Raw genomic sequence first — 15,706 nt, forward strand, 5'->3', positions numbered from 1 at the left:
CCGAGCTGCTGCGCCGCGGGCGCTTTGACGAGCTGTTCTTTGTCGACCTGGCCACGCGCGAGGAACGCCGCGAGATCATCGACATCTACATCCGCCGCGGACTCAAGCAGCCCGCGCCCTAAGCGCTGATGACGCAGCTGGTCGGGCTGTAGGACGGCTTTGCCGGCTCCGATCTGGAGTCGGCGGTGCGCGAAGTGGTCAAGCAAGCCTGTCTCAACGGCGCCGCAGACCGTTAACTGCCGACGATTCTTTCGACTACGGCCTTGAAGTTCTCCAGCACTTCATCCCGCGGCTGGCCCATCTGTGCATGGACGATGGCGCCGTCCACGGCCAGTGAAAGCCGCTGGCCGGCGCAGACCGCGTCGCGCGCGAACAACGCATCCAGAACGCCTGCCATCTCGTTCTTGTGCCTGCGCACCATCTCCAGGATCGCGGGATCCGCAGACCCCAATTCCGCCGCCGCATTGAGGAAAGCGCAGCCGCGAAAGCCCGACTGCCCAAACCAGTCGCCGAGAGTGCGCGCCAGCGCCGCGGCCGCGCCAGCGCCGTCGCGGGAATGTTGCATCAAGCTGCTGTTGAACCAGGACATCCAGCCCTGGTGCCGGTAATCCAGGTAAGCCTTGATCAACTCGTCTTTGCTGGCGTACTGCCGGTAGAACGTGACCTTGCTGACCATCGACAGATCGATGATCCGGTCCACACCCGTCGCCCGTATTCCATCGCGGTAAAAAAGCCCATGGGCCGCCACCAGGATGCGCTCGCGCGGCGGCAGTGAGTCAAGAGATTGTGTGTCGGAATTCATGCAGGCATTGTAGACAGATCGTTCTACATCGAATAGCATCCGCCATGTAGACAGATCGTTCTACATGCTTGTATAGAGGTTCATCATGGAAACACGCCCACCCCTGCCCCCATTCACTGTTGAAACCGCCATCCAGAAGGTTCGTCTGGCCGAAGACGGCTGGAACACGCGCGACGCGGCCAAGGTCGCGCTGGCCTATACCCTGGATACGCAGTGGCGCAACCGTGCCGAATTCGCCAACAATCGAGCCGAAGCCCAGGCTCTGCTGGAGAGGAAGTGGAAGAAGGAACTGGACTACCGGCTCATCAAGGAGCTCTGGCTGCATGGAGAAAATCGCATCGCCGTTCGCTACGCCTATGAGTGGCATGACGACGCCGGCAACTGGTCGCGCTCGTATGGGAACGAAAACTGGGAGTTTGCGGCCGACGGCCTGATGCGCCGGCGTTACGCCTGCATCAACGACCTGCCCATCCTGGAATCGGAGCGTAAATTCCACTGGCCACTGGGACGCCGGCCCGACGACCACCCGGGGCTGAGCGCGCTGGGGCTTTGATCCCCACAGGCGGCCGCAAAAGCCGCCAGGTTCTTCCGGCCTTGTCGCTGCGCGCCGCCGCCAGCTGCGCCTACTTGAACAGCGCGCGCCCGGCCTGCACCGCGGGCCGCGCATCGATCTGATGCGCCCAGCGCAGCAGATGGGGGTAGGCCTGGGCATCGAGGAATTCGGCGGCGTCGTAGACCCGGCCCAGCGCCACCCCGGCATACCAGGGCCAGATTGCGATGTCGGCAATCGAGTATTCGCTGCCGCAAAGGTACTCGTTGTCCTGCAGCTGGTTGTCGAGCACGCTCAGCTGGCGCTTGGTCTCCATGGTGAAACGGTCGATCGCATACTGGATCTTCTCGGGTGCGTAGACATAGAAGTGCCCGAAGCCGCCGCCCAGATACGGCGCGCTGCCCATCTGCCAGAACAGCCACGACAGGCACTGCGCGCGCTGCGCGCCGGCGGGCAGGAAATGCCCGAACTTCTCGGCCAGATACAGCAGGATCGCGCCCGATTCGAAGATCGGCAGCGCGGGCGTCTCGCTCTGGTCGACCAGCGCCGGAATCTTCGAGTTGGGGTTGATCGCGACAAAGCCGCTGCCGAACTGCTCGCCTTTCATGATGTCGATGCGGTGGGCATCGTAGGCCGCGCCGGCAACTCCCAGCGCCGCGAGTTCCTCCAGCAGGATGGCCACCTTGACGCCGTTGGGCGTCTCCATCGAATACAGCTGCAAGGGCTTGTCGCCGCGCGCGAGTTCCTGCGTGAACTGCGCGCCGGCCGTGGGTCGGTTGATATTGCCGAAGCGCCCACCCAGTGCGGGCGGCGGGGTCCAGACCTTTTCGGCGGGCTTGTGTTCCATGCGTTGTTCCTTCAGTTGAGCGCATAGGATAGAACGGATGGCCGCGGCCTGCAGCGCTCAGACCAGCTTGCCCGGATTCATGATCTGGTTGGGGTCCAGCGACTGCTTGATGCGCATCATCAGATCGAACTCGACTGGCGACTTGTAGTGGCGCATCTCGTCGCGCCGCAGCTGGCCCACGCCGTGCTCGGCGCTGATCGAGCCGTTGGCGGCCGCGACCAGGTCATGCACGATGCGATTGCACTGCGCCGTCGCCTCGGCCAGCGATTCGGCCGGCGTGTCCAGCGGCAGCAGCACGTTGTAGTGCAGATTGCCGTCGCCCAGATGGCCGAAGTTGATGATGCGCACTGCGGGCTGCTGCGCGCGCAGCGCGGCGTCGGCGGCCTGAACGAAGTCGGCAATCGCCGAGATCGGCAGCGCAATGTCGTGCTTGATGGCCTTGCCCGCGCGCAGCTGGGCCTGCGAGATGCCTTCGCGGATCTTCCACAAGGCCTGGGTCTGGGCGCCGCTGGCGCTCAGCACCGCGTCCTGCACGCTGCCCGCGGCCAGCGCCTGCTCGAGGCTGGTTTCCAGCAGCGCCGCCAGGCCCTCGCCCTGGGTGTCGGCCAGCTCGATCAGCGCGTGAAACGCGTGCCCGCCCGCCAGCGGCGCGCGCACCTCGCTGACATGCTCCAGGATCAGCGCCAGCGACGGCGCCGAGATCATCTCGAAGGCCACCAGCCGCTCGCCGCAGCGCGCCTGCAGCTGCGCGAGCAAGCCCACCAGCGCCTGGATATCGCGCGCGCCCACCCAGGCCGTGGCACGCGCCACGGGCCGCGGCGAGAGCTTGAGCACGGCGGCGGTGATCACGCCCAGCGTGCCTTCCGAGCCTATGAACAGATCGCGCAGGTCATAGCCGGTGTTGTCCTTGCGCAGCGCGCGCAGGCCATGCCAGACGCGCCCGTCGGGCAGCACGACTTCCAGGCCCAGGCACAGCGCGCGCGCGTTGCCGTAGCGCAGCACGGCAATGCCGCCGGCATTGGTCGCGAGATTGCCGCCAATGGTGCAGCTGCCTTCGGAGCCCAGGCTCAGCGGAAAAAAGCGATCGACTTCCTGCGCCGCGGCCTGGACATGGGCCAGCAGCGCGCCGGCCTCGCAAGTGAGCGTGTTGTTCAGCGGGTCGACGGCGCGGATGGCGTTCATGCGCACCATGCTCAGCACCACCTGGGCGCCGCTGGCATCGGGCGTGGCGCCGCCGCTCATGCCGGTGTTGCCGCCCTGGGTCACGACCGGCGTATGCGTCTCGTGGCAGATGCACATCACGGCCGCGGTCTGGGCGGTGTCGGCCGGGCGCACGACGATGCTGCTGCGCCCGCTCCACTTGCCGAGCCAGTCGCTTTCATAGGGGGTCTTGGCAGCGCTGTCGACCACCAGGCCGGCGTCGCCGACGGCCGCATGCAGGCGGCGCAGCAGTTGGGGGTGCAGATTGCCCATGGCGCTCACCAGCCCAGCTGGATGCGGCCCAGCGCCATGGCGACCGCCGCCTGCGTGGGCTCGACCACGGGCAGGCCGACGGCGTCTTCCAGCGGCGCGCGAAACGTGGCCATGCCGGCGCAGCCCATCAGCAGCACGTTCGCGCCGTGTTCGTCGCGCAGCCGCAGGCCCGCGGCGACCATCGCGGCCAGCGTCGCGTCATGGTCGGCCAGGGCCGTGACGCCGCGGCCTATGGCCACCTCGCCGGCCACGCGCTGCGTGATGCCCATTGCGCCCCAGTTGCGCCAGTGGCGCGCAATCGAGCCCTGCAAGATGGCAATCACGCCAAAGCGCTGGCCCAGCGTCAGCGCGGTGAGCGCGCCGCATTCGCTGATGCCCAGCGCCAGCGTGCGCGGCAGCTCGCGCAGCATGTGCAGTCCCGGGTCGCTGAAGCAGGCGGTGATGAAGCCCGCGGCGCTTTGCTGGTGCTCCTGCGCGAAGCGCAGCACCGACAGCGCGGCGCGGTCCACGTCCTGCTGGGTCTGCACGCCCGGCGGGCCGTCGGCCAGCGTCACGCATTCGATGCGCGGTCCGCCCGCGCGGCGCAGCGGCGCCATCGCAATGTCTATGCCGGCGGTGACCGCCTGGCTGCTGTTGGGATTGATGACGTAAAGCGTGTCGCGCATGGGCTGCCTTGTGCAAGCGTGGAGAAACTGTTGCGAGTGTAGAAGCGCCAAGCCACTTGAACACTTGCCAATTCATGCGTCATCATTAACACCTTGTTATTCAACAGCGCATTTCCCCATGGCATTCAATCTCCGCCAGATCGAAGTTTTCCGCGCCGTCATGATCACCGGCTCGATACGCGGCGCGGCGCAGCTGCTGTTCGTTTCCCAGCCCGCGGTCAGCCGGCTGCTGTCGCATACCGAGGCGCGCGTGGGCTTTGCGCTGTTCGAGCGCATCCGCGGACGGCTGTTCGCCACGCCCGAGGCCAAGAAGCTGTTCCATGAAGTCGAGCTGGTGTATGCGGGCGTCAAGCGCGTCAACGAACTGGCGCGCGAACTTGGCGAGCACCAGGAAGGCATTCTGAATCTCGTCGCCAGCCCCAGCGTGGGCCAGGCGCTGGTGCCGCTGGCCATGGCCGAGTTCCGCCACAGCAATCCGCAGGTCAAGCTGACCTTCCAGTACCTGGGCCATGCGCCGCTGACCGAGCGCCTGCTCAACCGCCAGGCCGATCTGGCGCTGACGATTCTCCCCGTGAACCACCCCAATCTCGAGATGGAGGAGCTGGGCAGCGGGCGCCTGGTCTGCATCTGCCCGTACAACCACCCGCTGGCGCGGCGCGCCACGCTCTCGGTGGCCGATCTGCTGCCGTTTCCGCTGATCGGCTACGACCGCGAGTCGCCGTTTGGCGCCATGGTGCATGCGCTGTTTGCGGCCGAAGGCGAGACCGCGCGCGCGGCCATCGAGGCCGGCTCGCCGCAGAACGCCTGCGCGCTGGTGCAGGCCGGCGCGGGCATTGCGCTGGTCGACGAGTTCTCGGCCAACAGCTGGACGGCCAGCAAGTTCGTGGTGCGCCCGGTGCTCAACGCGCCGGTGCTCAAGGCCACGCTGGTGCGGCTGCGCACCGAGCCGATGTCGCAGCCCGCGCAGGCGTTTGTCGAGGTGCTGCAGCGCGTGATGGAGCGCGAGGGCTTCCGGGTTTCTGCCGACGACCATTAACACGATGTTAATGACGACGGTCAAAGTGTCACGCGACATGCGTGCGGGCGCTCGGAATAATGGATGCAACTTCAACGCATCCAAGGCCGTTCCCCATGCTTTGTCCCCGCCTTCACAGCGCGCCTTGCGCCGCTGCTTCCCACCCCGCTGAAACCCTGGGCAGCCATCGCGAGGTGGCCGCATGAAGCTCGGACTCGAAGGCCGCCACGCACTGGTCTGCGCGTCCAGCAAGGGCCTGGGCCGGGCCTGCGCCGAATCCCTGGCCGGCGAGGGCGTCAGCCTCACGCTGCTGGCGCGCGGCCGTGACACTTTGGAAGAGACGGCAGAACATATCCGCCGTACCTATGGCGTGCGCGTGCACGCGGTCGTGGCCGACATCACCACGCCCGAAGGACGCGCCGCGGCGCTCGCCGCCCACCCCGCGCCCGACATCCTGGTGAACAACGCCGGCGGCCCCAAGCCCGGGCATTTCCAGGACTGGGACCGCGCCACCTGGATTGCCGCGCTCGACGCCAACATGCTCGCGCCCATAGAGATGATCCGCGCCACGCTGGACGGCATGGTTGCGCGGCGCTTTGGCCGCATCGTCAACATCACCTCGTCGGCCGTGAAGGCGCCCATCGACATCCTGGGGCTGTCCAACGGCGCGCGTTCCGGCCTGACCGGCTTTGTCGCCGGCATCGCGCGCAAGAACGTGGCGCACAACGTGACCATCAACAACCTGCTGCCCGGTCCGTTCGAGACCGACCGCCTGCTCGAGACCGCGCGCCAGTGGGCCAAGGACAACGGCCAGCCCGAAGCCGAGGTGCTGGCGCAGCGCCGCGCGGCCAATCCGGCCGGGCGCTTCGGCCGGCCGCAGGAGTTCGGCGATGCCTGCGCGTTCCTGTGCAGCGCCCAGGCCGGCTTCATCACGGCCCAGAACTTGCTGCTTGACGGTGGTTCCTACCCCGGCACTTTCTAGCCCGCACGCCATGACCCCAGATACCTTCGACCTCACGATACGCAACGGCCGCATCAGCAATGCCGATCGCAGCTTCCACGCCGACATAGGCGTGCGCGACGGGGTGATCGTCGCCATCGCCGCCGATCTGCCGCCCGGCACCCGGGACGTGGACGCCAGCGGCCGCTGGGTGCTGCCCGGCGGCATAGACAGCCACTGCCACATCGAGCAGCTCTCGGGCATGGGCGTGATGTGCGCCGACGACTTCTACTCGGGCACGGTCTCGGCGGCGTTTGGCGGTACCACCACCATCTTGTCGTTTGCCGCCCAGCACCGCAACGACTCCATCCCCGAAGTGGTGCAGGCCTATGCACGGCTCGCGCGCGAGAAGGCGGTGATCGACTACGGCTTTCACCTGATTCTCACCAACCCCGACGAGACCGCGCTGCGCGAGCACCTGCCGCAGGTGATAAGGGACGGAATCACCTCGCTCAAGGTCTACATGACCTACGACAAGCTCAAGCTCGACGACTACCAGCTGCTTGAAGTGATGGCCGTCGCCGGCGAGCAAGGCGCGCTGATCATGATGCACGCCGAGAACCACGACATGATCCGCTGGATCGCCCACCGCCTGCTCGAGCGCGGCCATGTCGCGCCCAAGTTCCACGCGGTGGCGCACGACAGGCTGGCCGAGTCCGAAGCCACGCACCGCGCGATCGCGCTGGCGCGCCTGGCCGATGTGCCGGTGCTGATCGTGCATGTGGCCGGGCGCGAGACCGTCGAGGTGATTCGCCAGGCGCGCCAGCTGGGCGCCGCGGTCTATGCCGAAAGCTGCCCGCAGTATCTGTTTCTTGAAGCCGACGACGCCGATCTGCCGGGCGTCGAAGGCGCGAAGTTCTGCTGCAGCCCGCCGCCGCGCGACGCCGATTCGCAGCAGGCGGTGTGGCAGGGTCTGAAGGACGGCACGCTGGGCGTCTACTCGTCGGACCACGCGCCCTATCGCTTCGACGCCACCGGCAAGCTGCCCAAGGGCGAGGCCACCACGTTCAAGGAGATGGCCAACGGCGTGCCGGGCATAGAGCTGCGCCTGCCGCTGCTGTTTTCCGAAGGCGTGATGCAGGGCCGCATCAGCATAGAGGAATTCGTCGCGCTCACCGCCACCAACCACGCGCGCATGTACGGCCTGGCGCCGCGCAAGGGATCGATTGCCGTCGGCGCCGACGCCGACATCGTGCTGTGGAACCCCGAGCGCAGCGTGCAGGTCAGCAGCGCAATGCTGCACGACAACGTGGGCTACACGCCCTACGAAGGCCGCCAGATCCAGGGCTGGCCCGAGACGGTGTTCAGCCGCGGCCGCTGCGTGGTGCGGGACAACGCCTTGCAGGTGGAACGCGGCAGCGGCCAGTACATCGCGCGCGGCCGGCCCGACCCGCTGGCCAGCCGGCCCGCGCCGTCGCTGGAACGCGGGCGCTTCAGCGAACTCGTGGGCCTGCAGCGCCGCGACTGACGCTTCACTTCCCTCTCCCTTCTTCGATTTCTCCAGGAGCAGCACCATGCCGTCCATTTCCCCTCTTTCGGGCCTTCGCGCCCTTCCCGCCGCGCTGCTGAGCCTGGCCGCCACCGCCGCCATGGCGCAGGCGCCGCTGCGCACCGCGGTCGACGCCACGTTTGCACCGCACGCCATGGCCAAGCTCGGCGGCGGCGTGCAGGGCTTCAACGTCGATCTGGGCGAGGAACTCGCCAGGCGTCTGGGCCGCAAGATAGAGATCGAGGGCGCCGAGTTCTCGGGCCTGGTGCCCGGCCTCAACAGCAAGCGCTACGACTTCCTGGTCGCTCCGGTCACGGTGACGCCAGAACGCGCCAAGTCGCTGCTGTTCACCGAAGGCTATCTCGACACCGACTACACCTTCCTGGGCACCAAGGCCACGCCGCCGATTGCCAAGCTCGAAGACCTCAAGGGCAAGACCGTGGCGGTCAACAAGGGCTCGAACTACGAAGGCTGGGCGCGCGACAACGCCGCCAGGTACGGCTTCAAGTTCGACGTCTATGGCGCCAATGCCGACGCGGTGCAGGCCGTGCAGTCGGGCCGCGCCGACTACAACCTGGCCGGCACCACGGTGGTGGCCTGGGCCGCCAAGCAGAACCCGAATCTCAAGACCAGCTACACCATCAAGACCGGCCTGGTCTGGGCCCTGCCGTTTCGCGCCGACGACAAGGCCGGGCGCGACGCGGCCTCCAACGCCCTCAAGTGCATGAAGAAGGACGGCACCGTCGCCAAGCTGGCCGTGAAGTGGTTTGGCTTTCAGCCCGGCGCCGACGACGCTGCCGTGAAGATCGCCCCGGGCACGGGCGTGCCCGGCACCGAAGGCTACGACGCCACCCCTGTCACCCCCAAGTGCGCCTGATGCCGATTCTTGAAATTTCCGGGCTGCAAAAGTCCTATGGCGACAACGTGGTGCTGCGCGGCGTCGACCTCGAAGTCAACGCCGGCGAGCTGGTCTGCGTGATCGGGCCTTCGGGCTCGGGCAAGAGCACCATGCTGCGCTGCTGCAACCTGCTGGAAACCCCCACCGGCGGCACCATCCTGGCCAACGGCCACCAGGTGACCTCGGCCCTGGTCGACATCAACCGCCTGCGCCAGGACGTGGGCATGGTGTTCCAGCAGTTCAATCTGTATCCGCACCTCAACGCGCTCGACAACGTCGCGCTGGCGCTGCGCAATGTGCAGCGCCGCACCAAGGCCGAGGCCCAGGCACTGGCGCGCGCGGCGCTGGAGCAGGTGGGGCTGGGCGCCAAGGCCCAGGCCTTTCCCGGAGAACTCTCGGGCGGACAGCAGCAGCGCGTGGGCATTGCGCGCGCCGTGGCGCTCAAGCCCAAGGTGATTCTGTTTGACGAGCCCACCAGCGCGCTCGATCCCGAACTTGTCGAGGACGTGCTCAACGTGATGCGCGACCTGCGCCTGCGCGGCATGACCATGCTGGTCGTGACCCACGAGATGGCCTTTGCCCATGCGGCGGCCGACCGCGTGGTCTTCATGGACGGCGGCGTGGTGGTGGAACAAGGCACGGCCGCCGAGATGTTCGAGCATCCGCGCGAGCCGCGCACCCAGAGCTTTCTGGCGCGCTACGGGAGCCGGCTCACATGACGGGCGCAGACAGCGGTTTCCTGTTCACCTTCTTCAACGCGGAGGTGGCCCGGCAGTACTGGCCGGTCATTGCCTCGGGCGCGCTGATGACCGTGGGCGTGGGCCTGGCGGTGGTCGTGACCGGCACGCTGCTGGGCCTGCTGCTGGCGCTGGCGCGCGCGCTGGGCAGCCGGCTGCTCACGCTGCCCATCATTGCCTTTGCCGACATCATGCGTTCGCTGCCGCCGCTGGTGGTGCTGATCGTGCTGTATTTCGGCCTGCCCGCGCTGGGCCTGCCGCTGTCGGCGTTTGCCGTCACCTGGCTGTCGCTGTCGCTGGTGCTGGCCGCCTATGCCGAGGAAAGCATCTGGGCCGGGATCTCGGCCGTGCCGCGCGGCCAGCTCGAAGCCGCGCGCTCCACGGGAATGCGCTGGTGGCAGGCCATGCGCCTGGTGGTGCTGCCCCAGGCGCTGCGCCGCGCGCTGCCGCCGCTGACCAACCGCGTGATCTCGATCACCAAGAACACCGCGCTGGGCTCGGTGGTGGCGCTCAACGAAATCCTCAACAACGCCCAGGGCGCAAGCAGTCATTCGGGCAACCCCACGCCGCTGATGATGGCCGCGTTTGCCTACCTGGTCGTCTTCTTGCCGCTGGTGGTTTTCTCGCGCTGGCTCGAACAACACTGGCAGCAGAGGTAGACCGTGGACAGCCTGACTCAAAACTTCTTCAATCTCGAAGTCTATGCCGCGGTGCTGCCGCACCTGCTGGCCGGCCTGTGGACCACCATCTGGCTGTCGGCGCTGGTGATTCCGCTGGGCGCGGCCGCCGGGCTGCTGCTGGCGCTGGGGCTGACGCAGTCGCGCCGGCGCTGGCTGCGCTGGACCATCATTGCCTACATCGACTTCTTTCGCGCGTTTCCGCCGCTGGTGCTGCTGATCCTGGTGTATTTCGGCGGCCCGTTCCTGGGCCTGGAGCTGGGCAAGGTCACGGCCGTGGCGCTGGCCTTCGTGCTCAACAACGCCAGCTACTACGCCGAAGTGTTTCGCGCCGGCCTGCAGGGCGTGGCCAAGGGCCAGATGGAAGCCGCGCGCTGCACCGGGCTCACGCAGCTGCAGGCCATACGCCTGGTGCTGATTCCGCAGGCCGTGCGCAACGTGTTTCCCGACCTGGTGGGCAATGGCATCGAAATCGTCAAGCTCACCAGCATTGCCAGCGTCGTCGCCATGCCCGAGCTGATGCGCGCCGCGCGCGACGCGCAGTCGCTGGTCTACAACCCCTCGCCCGTGATGCTGGCCGCGCTGATGTACCTCGCGCTGCTGTGGCCGCTGACCCGCTGGCTGGGCCGGCTCGAGCAGCGCCGCGCGCGCCGCTGAGCACCACTCTCCCTAGAACCTCTCTCCAAAGGAAACCGATGACTGCCGAAAAGATCAGCGAGACCACCAAGGGCGTCTACATCATTGCCGCCACGCCGTTCACCGACAGCGGCGCACTCGACCTTGAAAGCACCGACAGCCTGACCGACTTCTACCTTGAAAAGGGCGTCACGGGCTTCACCATCCTGGGCATGATGGGCGAGGCGCCCAAGCTCACCGAGCAGGAAACGCTCACCGTGATGGACCGCGTGCTGCGGCGCATCGAAGGCCGCGTGCCGGTGGTGGTCGGCGTGAGCCATGCGTCCAACCGCCATGTGGAGCGGCTGGCCAAGACGGCCATGGACCAGGGCGCGGCCGGCGTGATGCTCGCGCCCGTCGCCAATCTCAAGACCGACGAGCAGATCTACAACTACTTCGCCGCCATGGCCCAGCTGCTGGGCCCGGACATTCCGATCTGCCTGCAGGACTTCCCGCAGGTGACCGGCGTGCACATGTCGGTGGCGGTGATCCTGCAGCTCATCGATGACTTCCCGCAGATCGTGATGCTCAAGCACGAGGACTTCCCCGGCATGCGCAAGCTCAGCGAGGTCCGCAGCCAAAGCCTGGCCGACGGCATACGGCGCATCAGCGTGCTGGTGGGCAATGGCGGGCTGTTCCTGCCCCAGGAAATGCTGCGCGGCGCCGACGGCGCGATGACCGGCTTTGCCTACCCCGAGATGCTGGTCCAGGCCTGCGCGCTGTTCGAGCAGGGCCGCGGCGACGAAGCCGAAGACCTGTTCAACCTCTACCTGCCGTTGCTGCGCCATGAATTCCAGTACGGCCTGGGCCTGGCGCTGCGCAAGGAAACCCTGATGCGCCGCGGAGCGATCCGCTCGGCCTATGTGCGCCGCCCCGGCCCGGTGCTCAACGCCATCGACCTGGCCGAACTCGGCCGCCTGATCGCGCGCCAGGACCAGGCGCTGCGCGAACGCGGGCGCTGATTCCACGCCCTTTTCCTGCCACCCCGACCAGCGCCCGGCGGCTGGCGATCCGAGGAGTCAACCATGCAACGTAGACACTTTCTGCAGGCTTCCAGCGCTGCGACCATCGCCACCACCTTGCCGGCACGCGCCCAGGCCTACCCGGCCCGAACGCTGCGCCTGGTCGTGCCCTTTCCGCCCGGCGGGCCGGTCGACAGCTTTGCGCGCTTCTACGCTGAAGCCCTGGGCAAGCAGCTGGGCCAGAGCGTGATTGTCGAGAACAAGGGCGGCGCCTCGGGCGCGCTCGGCAGCCTCGATGTGAAGAACAGCCCGGCCGACGGCTACTCGCTGCTGTTTGCCACGGCCTCGACCCACGCCCTCTACAACCTCACCGAAGCCAGGCCGCGCTACAGCGCCGCCGATGACTTCGACTACATCGCCGTGCTCGGCGGCGCGCCGATTGCCTTTGCCGTGGGCCCTTCCATGCCCAAGACGCTCAAGACGCTGGCGATTGCCGCCAGGCACAACCCCGGCAAATACAACTACGGCTCGCCGGGCACCGGCACCTTGATGCATGTGTCCGTGGAACGCTTCAAGCAGCAGACCGGCGCACCCATGATGCACATTCCCTACAAGGGCGCGGGCCCGGCCATGCAGGACCTGATGGGCGGGGCGATTGAAATGTGCGTGGGCACGCTGGGCGTGATGCTGCCCTTCCACCGCAGCGGGCGCATGCATATCGTCGGCGTGGCCACCGCGCAGCGCCTGGCATTGGCGCCCGACATTCCCACCATTGCCGAATCCGCCGACCTGGCCGCGCCGTTCGACGCCATGCTGTGGAACGTTGTGGCCGTGCCGCGCGGCACGCCGCCTGCCGTGAAGAAGGCCCTGGCCGATGCGTCCAAGGCCGTCATGAACACCCCGGCCATGGCAACCACGCTGGCCGAGCAGGGAATCTCCGCCGATCTGCATATCGGCGACGCGGCGGCATCGGCCTATGTCAAGGCCGAAGCCGCCAAGTGGAAGCCGGTGGTGGCGCAGCTGGGCACCGTGCTTGGGCAATGAAAGGCCGGGGCGGCGTTCGCCCCGGATTCTGCACAACATGCGAGCTACACCAATCCCGTCCTGAGCGAAATTGGTGCAAACACCAGGAGAATCCAGCGCATTTTCAGGAAAACAACTGGCACGTCAATTGCTCATATGTTCCCGGGCTGATTGTGAATCTGACGCTTACCCGGGAGAGCACATGGAAACTCTGGACAAGGATGTGGCGCTTGCACAGGCGCCGGTCGCCTTCTCATTGCAGAAAGTCAAAAAGACTTTCGAGGATGCGCAAGGCAATGAAGTCGAAGTCATCAAGGACATCACTTTGGATGTCAGGGAATCGGAATTCATCAGCATCGTTGGGCCCAGCGGCTGCGGCAAAACGACGATGTTCAACATCATCTCCAACCTGCTGCCACCCACCAGCGGCGACATCGTTCACCGCAAGATGAACTACAAGCGCGTGGGCACGAATATCGGCTACATGCTGCAGCGCGATCTTCTGTTCCCCTGGCGCACGATTCTGGAAAACGTGGTGCTGGGCCTGGAAATCGAAGGCATACCCGCAGATCTGCGCAAACAGAAGGCCATGGATTATCTGCAGAAATACGGCCTTGCCGATTTCGCCAAGGCCTATCCGCATACGCTGTCAGGCGGCATGCGCCAGCGCGTGGCGCTGATCCGGACCTTGATCACCGACCCGGACATCATTTTGCTGGACGAGCCATTTTCCGCGCTGGATTACCAGACCCGTCTGGTGCTCGAAGAGGAAATCGTCTCGATATTGCGCGAATCGGGCAAGACCGTGGTGCTGATCACCCACGACATCGGCGAAGCCATTGCCATGTCGGACCGCGTGGCCGTCATGACGCAGCGCCCCACGTCCGTGAAGAAGGTCTATGACGTGGGCCTGGCACGCAAGCACGGCTCCTGCCTCAAGGCACGCAACGACCCCATGTACTCGAAATTCTTCGATGCGATCTGGGCCGATCTCGACATTCAGATTGGACGGTGATTCGATGTCAACAGCCACCCACTCCGTCGCCCTGCCCGCCGCAGCGCCAGCCGGCAAGGCACAAGCCGTCAAAACCCCGGTCAGGAAACGCAAGCCCTTTGCCTGGAAAAACAGTTTCTGGATCGCCAATCTGCTGCGCATCGCCATGATTGCCGGCGTGCTCGCGGCCTGGCAGATCGCCGCCGACCAGGGCGCGATCAACGCCTTTCTGATGGGCTCGCCCGCCGGGATCTACCAGGAAGCCATGCGCCTCATAGGCACCGGCCAGCTTTGGCAGGACACCTACGCCACCGTGGAGGCGACGCTCATTGGTTTTCTGGTGGGCAGTCTGTCGGGCGCATTCTGCGGCCTGCTGCTGTGGTGCTTCCCTTATGTGGCACGCATTCTGGACCCGTTCTTTGTCGCCTTGAACGGCCTGCCCAAAATCGCGCTGGCGCCAATGATCATCATCTGGTTCGGCTCGGGAATGCTGTCCAAGGTGGCACTGGCATTTGTCGCCACCTTCATTGTCTCGCTGCTGTCGGCCTATCAGGGCACGCACCAGATCGACACCAGCCTGGTGAATCTGATGCGCTCGCTGGGCGCCACCAAACGCCTGATCTTCCTCAAGCTGGTCATTCCGTCGACCTTGCCGTGGATCATCGCCTCCTTCCGTCTGAATATCGGCTTTGCGCTGATTGCCGAGATCGGCGGTGAATTCATTGCCTCCGACAAGGGCCTGGGCCGCATGATTTTCGTCTCCGGCAACCTGTTCAACCTCAATGCCGTATGGGTGGGAATCATGATGCTCATGGTCGTGGCCGTGGTGCTCTACGTGGTCGTCTCGAAAATCGAGAAAAGCATTCTTCCGTGGAATTCCAAGTAAACAAGCACTGAAAGGTTGAAAATGAAAGCTCTGGCAAAAATCGTCGTCAGCTCCTTGATTGGTTTTGGAATCTCCCATTCGGCAATGGCGCAGGACAAGGTGCTGGTGACCGAAGCCTTCCACAGCCTGCTGTACCTGCCCGTCTATGTCGCCAAGCACGAAGGCATGTTCAAGAAGCACAACATCGACGTCCCGGTCGTGCGTTCCGCGGGCTCGGGCCCCACGGCCCTGGCATCGGTGCTCGCGGGCGAAGCCCAGTTCTCGGTGCACGGCCCCGAGCATGTCGGCTTCGCGCAGGAACGCGGCGGCAAGGCCAAGGCCGTGAGCGCCGTGGCCAACAGCGCGCCGGTATGGATACTGGCGCGCAAGGACGTGGCCTACGAGAAGCCTGCGGACATGAAAGGCAAGAAGGTCACGGTGGGCCTGGCGCCCGGCACCTCCAACACGCTGCTCAAGAGGTTCCTGCTGGCCAACAACCTCAAGGACAAGACCGACGTCAGCGTCACCGAAGTCCAGAACGGCTCCGAACTGGGCCCGGTGCTGGCCGGCCAGTCCGACTTCAGCGTGGCCTACCAGCCCCAGGTCGAGCAAGGCATTGCCCAGGGCATGAAAGTGGTCCATGCGTTCACCACCGAATACCCCGAATACGCGTTCTCGACCATCAACACCTCGCAGCAGCTGATAGACAAGAACCCCGCGCTGGTCGGCCGCTTCGTGCAGGCCATCAATGACTCGCTGAAATTCATGCATGCCAATCCCGACAAGGCCAAGGCCGTGGCGCGCAAGGAGTTTGCCGCGCTTGACGGCGCAGTCGTCAATGCGGCCGTGCAGCGCATGCTCGACAGCAACGTCTACCCGGCCAACGTGCAGATCACCGAGAAGGCGTTCAGGACGGCGATCGACATGCAGAAGTTCGTCGGCAACATCAAGACCGACATGAACTACGCCGACATCGTCCAGGGCTCGTTCACGCAAAGCGTAATCGCAGCGAAGTGAGCACGGCGCCCAGTCCA

General features: G+C 65.9%; 17 protein-coding genes. 13 read left to right on the forward strand and 4 right to left on the reverse strand.

Annotated features, from left to right (window positions below):
- Window positions 1-232 precede the first annotated feature (232 nt).
- Complete coding sequence (locus RR928_RS04070) at window positions 233-802, reverse strand: TetR/AcrR family transcriptional regulator (protein WP_332681559.1); 570 nt, start codon at window positions 800-802, stop codon at window positions 233-235.
- Window positions 803-887: 85 nt separating this feature from the next.
- On the opposite strand from RR928_RS04070, the gene RR928_RS04075 reads away from it, so the two are divergent.
- Window positions 888-1,355: a nuclear transport factor 2 family protein gene (locus tag RR928_RS04075; protein WP_332537503.1), complete on the forward strand. Its 468-nt coding sequence runs from the start codon at window positions 888-890 to the stop codon at window positions 1,353-1,355.
- 70 nt (window positions 1,356-1,425) lie between these two features.
- Here the strand turns inward: RR928_RS04075 and yghU are convergent, their stop codons facing one another.
- Genes yghU through RR928_RS04090 form a run of 3 tightly spaced genes read right to left on the reverse strand, consistent with a single transcriptional unit; the run spans window position 1,426 to window position 4,337 of the window.
- Window positions 1,426-2,199, reverse strand: coding sequence for a glutathione-dependent disulfide-bond oxidoreductase (gene yghU, locus RR928_RS04080; RefSeq protein WP_332537502.1), 774 nt, complete (start codon window positions 2,197-2,199; stop codon window positions 1,426-1,428).
- Between the two features lie 57 nt (window positions 2,200-2,256).
- The gene (locus RR928_RS04085; RefSeq protein ID WP_332681560.1) at window positions 2,257-3,672 is read right to left on the reverse strand and encodes an FAD-binding oxidoreductase; all 1,416 of its coding nucleotides are present in this window, start codon (window positions 3,670-3,672) and stop codon (window positions 2,257-2,259) included.
- A gap of 5 nt (window positions 3,673-3,677) precedes the next feature.
- Window positions 3,678-4,337 carry an aspartate/glutamate racemase family protein gene (locus tag RR928_RS04090; RefSeq protein ID WP_332681561.1) on the reverse strand — a complete coding sequence of 220 codons (660 nt, stop codon included), beginning with the start codon at window positions 4,335-4,337 and terminating at the stop codon, window positions 3,678-3,680.
- Window positions 4,338-4,455: 118 nt separating this feature from the next.
- Here RR928_RS04090 and RR928_RS04095 point away from each other — a divergent pair, with 118 nt between their 5' ends.
- From RR928_RS04095 to RR928_RS04150, 12 genes are all read left to right on the forward strand, one after another.
- The gene (locus RR928_RS04095) at window positions 4,456-5,373 is read left to right on the forward strand and encodes a LysR substrate-binding domain-containing protein (RefSeq protein WP_332537498.1); all 918 of its coding nucleotides are present in this window, start codon (window positions 4,456-4,458) and stop codon (window positions 5,371-5,373) included.
- A gap of 181 nt (window positions 5,374-5,554) precedes the next feature.
- Entirely contained in the window at window positions 5,555-6,334 is a 780-nt protein-coding gene (locus RR928_RS04100) for an SDR family oxidoreductase (protein ID WP_332681563.1), read from the forward strand.
- Between the two features lie 10 nt (window positions 6,335-6,344).
- A complete protein-coding gene (hydA, locus tag RR928_RS04105; protein ID WP_332681564.1) occupies window positions 6,345-7,820 on the forward strand; it encodes a dihydropyrimidinase in 1,476 nt (491 codons plus the stop codon).
- A gap of 46 nt (window positions 7,821-7,866) precedes the next feature.
- Complete coding sequence (locus RR928_RS04110; RefSeq protein ID WP_332537492.1) at window positions 7,867-8,718, forward strand: transporter substrate-binding domain-containing protein; 852 nt, start codon at window positions 7,867-7,869, stop codon at window positions 8,716-8,718.
- The gene (locus RR928_RS04115) at window positions 8,718-9,458 is read left to right on the forward strand and encodes an amino acid ABC transporter ATP-binding protein (RefSeq protein ID WP_332537490.1); all 741 of its coding nucleotides are present in this window, start codon (window positions 8,718-8,720) and stop codon (window positions 9,456-9,458) included. Before RR928_RS04110 ends, RR928_RS04115 begins: the two co-directional genes overlap by 1 nt.
- The gene (locus tag RR928_RS04120) at window positions 9,455-10,135 is read left to right on the forward strand and encodes an amino acid ABC transporter permease (protein ID WP_332547487.1); all 681 of its coding nucleotides are present in this window, start codon (window positions 9,455-9,457) and stop codon (window positions 10,133-10,135) included. Before RR928_RS04115 ends, RR928_RS04120 begins: the two co-directional genes overlap by 4 nt.
- A gap of 3 nt (window positions 10,136-10,138) precedes the next feature.
- On the forward strand, window positions 10,139-10,810 hold the full coding sequence (locus RR928_RS04125) for an amino acid ABC transporter permease (RefSeq protein ID WP_332547486.1): 672 nt from the start codon (window positions 10,139-10,141) through the stop codon (window positions 10,808-10,810).
- A 38-nt stretch (window positions 10,811-10,848) separates the two neighbouring features.
- On the forward strand, window positions 10,849-11,790 hold the full coding sequence (locus tag RR928_RS04130) for a dihydrodipicolinate synthase family protein (RefSeq protein WP_332681565.1): 942 nt from the start codon (window positions 10,849-10,851) through the stop codon (window positions 11,788-11,790).
- A 63-nt stretch (window positions 11,791-11,853) separates the two neighbouring features.
- Complete coding sequence (locus tag RR928_RS04135; protein WP_332681566.1) at window positions 11,854-12,834, forward strand: Bug family tripartite tricarboxylate transporter substrate binding protein; 981 nt, start codon at window positions 11,854-11,856, stop codon at window positions 12,832-12,834.
- A 181-nt stretch (window positions 12,835-13,015) separates the two neighbouring features.
- Window positions 13,016-13,828, forward strand: coding sequence for an ABC transporter ATP-binding protein (locus tag RR928_RS04140; protein ID WP_332537480.1), 813 nt, complete (start codon window positions 13,016-13,018; stop codon window positions 13,826-13,828).
- A 4-nt stretch (window positions 13,829-13,832) separates the two neighbouring features.
- The gene (locus RR928_RS04145; RefSeq protein ID WP_332547480.1) at window positions 13,833-14,693 is read left to right on the forward strand and encodes an ABC transporter permease; all 861 of its coding nucleotides are present in this window, start codon (window positions 13,833-13,835) and stop codon (window positions 14,691-14,693) included.
- Window positions 14,694-14,714: 21 nt separating this feature from the next.
- Window positions 14,715-15,689: an ABC transporter substrate-binding protein gene (locus tag RR928_RS04150; RefSeq protein ID WP_332547478.1), complete on the forward strand. Its 975-nt coding sequence runs from the start codon at window positions 14,715-14,717 to the stop codon at window positions 15,687-15,689.
- Window positions 15,690-15,706: the final 17 nt, after the last annotated feature.

The sequence above is a fragment of the Comamonas sp. genome, from assembly GCF_036666375.1.
GTDB lineage: Bacteria > Pseudomonadota > Gammaproteobacteria > Burkholderiales > Burkholderiaceae_C > Comamonas.